We start from the raw sequence: 4,988 nt of genomic DNA on the forward strand, positions 1-4,988 counted from the left end.
AATTCCAAAGAGGAGATGCAGCACAGCCCGGCCATCCCATGCAGTGAAAGAAAGAATCAGCGCATAGAACCAAACCACAAAAGCATAAGAAAGGTAAAGTCTCATGTCCTGATGGCTCCGTATCTTTAAAAATCCGATAGCTACAAGAACAACAAGGACTCCGCTGGAGAAGAAGATGCCCCAGTAGTCGCTCGGTCCAAAACCGATGATGCGGTTCCAGAATGATTGTATGTTTAGTCCGTTAAAAGAAAAAAACTTGATATCTAAGACCCAAAGTCCAACAAATAGCCAAATGGCAAGCCAGCCACCGCTGAACGTTGAGCGCACTGCCCGTTTTCCAAGCCCGTAGGCTGCAGCCGCTGCAGCGCCGCCATATCCAAGAGTTGTTTTAATCCCGGGGGTCAGGTCATAAGAAAGTGTGTTCTTAACCCCTCTTCCAGCAGCAGCCCCTGCTTTGATAAACGTCGGAAAATATTTTTGAGAAGTCTCAGCGATTTTCTGCCTCAACCTTTTCTCAATAGGATCAACCATTTCATAGAATCCTCAGTCCTTCTCAAGCGTAACATCAAGCGAAACAATCTTCAGCGTCTCTTGGGGGATGATCTGCACATAGTTATTCCTGCGTTCGGCAAACCTGCCAAGGTCATACCTGAATGTGATATCATCGGCTTCAAAGTCATCGTTGCTGAACTCTCCCCTCTTATGGCCATTGACATTCACAAAAAAGCGGCTGTCAGTGTCTTTGTCATCAACAAACCTTAGGGTCAGGAAGAGCTGGCGCGTCTGGTTCTGGACCTGGCCAAAGGTGGTCTCGTTAAGCTCAAAGAAGTAAGTTGCTGTTCTCTGCTCCTTGAAATCGAGGTTGATGAATATCTGCTCAATGCTGTACGATCCGCGCTCAGACTCAAACACGACAGTGTTGGACCCTGCAGCGAGATATTGCGCAGGGAATGTCTGCCGCACAGGATCATCACAGACAGGAACTGAATGGTATATCTTATAATCATTGATCCAGATTGCAAGTTTGCCTAAATCCCGCTCCCTGGCACAGTAGGGAACAAAACGGAAAGCGACGCTCTCAAGATTGGCAAGCTCGGATTGGAGCATGGTAAAGCTGCTCTGGCTCTCCCGCCTTGAGACATCCCTCACATCTCCAATGATCTGGATATTTTCAAGCTGGTATTCATTCGCCCCAAGGGTTCCTCGTGAAACCTCAAAGACGAGCCGGTTGTCCTGTTTGAGGCTCGTCTTTGGCAGCTTGATAGGCACAGCATTGTACTGCTCGATTTCAGAAGAGAACACCTGCCCGCCATTGAGAGTGATGAGGAGAGTTCCTTCATGCTTCCTTGCTGAAAAGGACAAAAAGACATTGTCAGTATGCTCAGGGTCATCGATCGAGAAGAGAGCCTCTTTTGGCGTGTTCCTCAGCAGGCTGTTGCTGATGGTAAAAGGATTAATGCGCTCAAGGACCTGAGAGCTGATGGTCTCCACCAGGAAAATGTTCGGCAATCCCTTATCGGCTTTTTGTTCAGTAACGTCTTTCGTCAGGATTCCTGGGCTCGCCTCAAGCAGGCTGACGATCTTCTCCCTGCTGCTGCTTGTGGTCTCTCCATCCTCATCTGTCCCAAGCAGATCTGCCCGATCTTCCGGAGGCAGGAAAATGATGTACAGCACAATAATCAAAAGGATGATGCCGACAAGCGCTGCTGCTTGTCCTTTTGCGCCAATTGCCGCTCTTTTAGCCATAATTTTGCCCATGAAAGTATCGTCTTAAATACGTACCTTTATATATTAATGTTTCGCTTTTCTCCCGTCCTGTAATGAAACGGATTGCATGGAATCTCAGGAAGGGGGAGATCAAGGTAAAAGTTGAATCTCTTGACGACCTCTGGACGCTGAGAGGCGTGATCTCACAAGGAGATGTTGTTTCAGGCAGATCTGAGCGCAAGGTAAGGAAAGGAGAAAAAGACCAGCGCTCCAGAGCAGTCATCAAACGGCATTTTCAGGCAATCGTAGAAGTTGAGAGAGTTGAGTTTGCGCAATCGCAGTTGAGGATAAGCGGAAAGCTCAGCCAGGGAACAGAGGATATACCAAAAGGCAGCTACCATACCATAGTTGCAGAGCCTTTTAGTGTGATCACAGTAAAGAAACTGGCCTGGCCGGTGTTCATTCTGAAGAAGGTGCAGGACGCATGCAACCCAAGCCCCCACAGCATTTTGCTGGTTGTCTTTGACAGGGAAGAGGCAGTAATTGCAAGGCTGCAGAGGCAAGGCTATGAAGTCCTCATGACATTGGCAGGAGAGGTTCAGAAGAAGAGGGAGCCACAGAAGGTAGGAGCGCCTTTTTTTGAGGAGATAAAAAAAGCTCTTAAGGAAATCTCTGACAGGAATGGTATAACCCATATCATCGTTGCATCTCCGGCATTTTGGAAAGACGAAATCAGGCCAATCCTGGAGAATGCAAAGCTTCCTCAGCTTATCTATGCCTCCTGCTCCTCTGTTGGCCCTAACGGAATCGCAGAGGTCCTGAAAAGGCCCGAAATTGCCTCTGCCTTAAAAGAAGAGCGGGCGTTCCAGGAATTTGCTGCAGTAGAAGAGCTGATGGTGGCCATTGCAAAAGCTAAACCGGTGGCGTATGGCAGCGAGGAAGTGAACAGAGCGCAGGAATCTGGCGCAGTGGCGAAGGTTGTGGTTGCTGATGTGTTTCTCCAGGAACGCCCAGACGCAGATGCCCTCCTTGCAGCAGTAGAGCGGCAGAAGGGAAGCGTTGTCATTGTGTCATCATCCCATGAGGCTGGAAAAAAACTTCTCGGATTAGGAGGCATTGGAGCGCTCTTAAGGTATAGGGTATCGTGATGGGCATCATAATGAATATGCTGCAAGATCCAGGTTCATCTACTGAAGGAGGATGAAGAACCGTAACATATTAATAGTAGTACTCCTTTTTTATTGACCACTCATAACAAATCAAGTCCTAAAGGATTATAAAGAGTTTAGAAAAAGAGGGGGGAGAACAATGATTGTTAAAGAAGAGTTCCTGAGTAAGCTGAGAAGATACTTCTCGCTGAATTTATATGAAGTGAAGATTTGGACAGCGTTGCTGTCCCGGGGAGTCTCCACCGCAGGAGAGCTTTCTGATATAGCAAATGTGCCAAGATCAAGGAGTTATGATGTGCTGGAATCCCTCGAAAAGAAAGGGTTTGCAATCATGAAGCTCGGGAAGCCGATAAAGTATATTGCAGTCCCTCCAAATGAAGTGGTGGAGCGCGTAAAGAAAAACCTAAAGGTAGAAGCAGAAGAGCGGGTGAAGAGACTTGAGAAGTTAAAGGGGACTGAGGTTCTGACTGAACTTGCAACCCTGCATACCCAGGGCATTGAACTTATCGAGCCATCAGATCTCAGCGGCTCATTGAGGGGCAGGCATAATCTCTATAACCATCTGGAGACCACAATAAAGAACGCCCAGGAGTCTGTCACTCTAAGCACCACTTCCCAAGGGTTTTTGAGAAAGGTGGAGGGGCTGATCCCTACATTCGAGAAGCTGAAGAAAAAAGGGGTCAAGATTCGGATTGCCGCTCCAATCACGAAGGAATGCAGCCAGGCAGTGAAAGACGTATCGCAGTTTGCTGAAGTGCGCAACACGGACATCAAGTCCAGGTTCTGCATTGTGGACGGCAAGGAGCTCGTCTTTATGGTCCTGGACGACAAGGATGTGCATCCCACCTATGACGTTGGGATTTGGGTGAACACGCCATTCTTCGCAACAGCCTTAGAGGAGCTCTTCGAGAGTTCCTGGAAGAATATGAAGGCTGTGAAGTAGGCGCCGATTTTTAGTTTCTTTTCCTATTACATCCCTGCGGCTGCGATGCTTGCAAGGAACGCCTCCAGCTGGATAAATTCATCGCTTCCTTCGCTGAGCCTGAACTCAATCTCCCCACAAAGCTGAATCAGCTCAACCTTCTTTCTTCCATCCATAGGCAAGAGATATATCCCCTCTTGGATCTGCTTGATTACGTCAACTCCGCTCAGCCCATAATGCTGCATGGTTGAGAAGAGCTTATCCCTGGCCTGGAGAAAATCTCCGCTCAGGCTAGCCTCCAGAATTTCCTTGATCTCGGTTGGCCTGGCAAAGGACGCAATGGAATAAACATCCTCTTCAGAGATGGTTTTTGAGAACGCTGCGCAGCTCTGCATAACGTTCTGGAGCCGCCTGCAGTCCCCCCCTGAAGCGGTGATAAGGGCCTCCTCGCTTTTCCCGGAAAAGTGCAGCCCCTCCTTCTTCGCAATATGCCCTATCAGTTCCTTGAGGTCTTCCTGCGGCAGCGGCTTGAATCGGAATATTGCGCACCTGCTTTGAATAGGATCGATGATCTTCGAGGAATAGTTTGCGGAGAGGATGAATCGTGTCGTTTGAGTTGTATTCTCCATGGTTCTGCGAAGCGCCTGCTGCGCCTCTCGTGTCAAAGCGTCGCATTCATCAAGGTAGATGATCTTAAAGGGGATGTCGCTTAATGCCCGGGTCCTCGCAAAGTCTTTCACCTTGGTGCGGATAACATCGATGCCGCGCTCATCGCTTGCATTCAGCTCAAGAAAATTCTCGCGCCAATACTCCCCATAGAGCTGCTTAACAATCACGAGACTGAGGGAGGTTTTTCCAACACCAGCAGGCCCTGTAAAAAGGAGGTGAGGGAGGTTTTTCTGCTTGACAAAAGCCGCCACGCGTTTGATAATCTCCTTTTGGCCCCTAATCTCAGCGAACGTAGATGGACGATACTTTTCGATCCAGAGTGTCGACTCCATAGTAAGAGAAGAAGCAAAACTGCTTTAAATACTGATTGGTTAGGTAATCCGATTGTTACATCCTGGCATAATTTCTTCTTGTCCACCAAAGGAAGAATACGAGAACAATAATTCCAGATACAACGCTTATTATTTTTGTTTGAAAAGCCCAATCACTAAAAACAGGGTAGACGATGAGGGTTGCTCCCA

Annotated in this window: 5 protein-coding genes; 2 read left to right on the plus strand and 3 right to left on the minus strand. The window is 48.1% G+C overall.

The window, feature by feature from the left end; translation table 11 throughout:
- Together VJB08_06955 and VJB08_06960 are read right to left on the minus strand one after the other, a co-directional pair.
- A partial coding sequence (locus VJB08_06955; GenBank protein ID HLD43693.1) for a hypothetical protein occupies positions 1-531 on the minus strand: 531 nt, incomplete at its 3' end.
- 12 nt (positions 532-543) lie between these two features.
- Positions 544-1,746: a hypothetical protein gene (locus tag VJB08_06960; GenBank protein HLD43694.1), complete on the minus strand. Its 1,203-nt coding sequence runs from the start codon at positions 1,744-1,746 to the stop codon at positions 544-546.
- Positions 1,747-1,820: 74 nt separating this feature from the next.
- Between VJB08_06960 and VJB08_06965 the strand changes: the two genes are divergently transcribed.
- Together VJB08_06965 and VJB08_06970 are read left to right on the plus strand one after the other, a co-directional pair.
- A complete protein-coding gene (locus VJB08_06965; protein ID HLD43695.1) occupies positions 1,821-2,855 on the plus strand; it encodes an mRNA surveillance protein pelota in 1,035 nt (344 codons plus the stop codon).
- Between the two features lie 160 nt (positions 2,856-3,015).
- Positions 3,016-3,819 (plus strand): helix-turn-helix domain-containing protein, encoded by an 804-nt coding sequence (locus VJB08_06970; protein HLD43696.1) that lies wholly within the window; start codon positions 3,016-3,018, stop codon positions 3,817-3,819.
- Between the two features lie 26 nt (positions 3,820-3,845).
- On the opposite strand, the gene VJB08_06975 is transcribed toward VJB08_06970, so the two are convergent.
- The gene (locus tag VJB08_06975) at positions 3,846-4,799 is read right to left on the minus strand and encodes a replication factor C small subunit (protein ID HLD43697.1); all 954 of its coding nucleotides are present in this window, start codon (positions 4,797-4,799) and stop codon (positions 3,846-3,848) included.
- Positions 4,800-4,988: the final 189 nt, after the last annotated feature.

The sequence above is a fragment of the Candidatus Nanoarchaeia archaeon genome, assembly GCA_035290625.1.
Classification (GTDB): Archaea; Nanobdellota; Nanobdellia; order Woesearchaeales; family DATDTY01; genus DATDTY01.

Coding starts and splice junctions, on each gene's coding strand:
- VJB08_06960 (HLD43694.1), bottom strand. CDS start 1,746: ATGGCTAAAAGAGCGGCAATTGGCGCAAAAGGACAAGCAGCAGCGCTT.
- VJB08_06965 (HLD43695.1), top strand. CDS start 1,821: ATGAAACGGATTGCATGGAATCTCAGGAAGGGGGAGATCAAGGTAAAA.
- VJB08_06970 (HLD43696.1), top strand. CDS start 3,016: ATGATTGTTAAAGAAGAGTTCCTGAGTAAGCTGAGAAGATACTTCTCG.
- VJB08_06975 (HLD43697.1), bottom strand. CDS start 4,799: ATGGAGTCGACACTCTGGATCGAAAAGTATCGTCCATCTACGTTCGCT.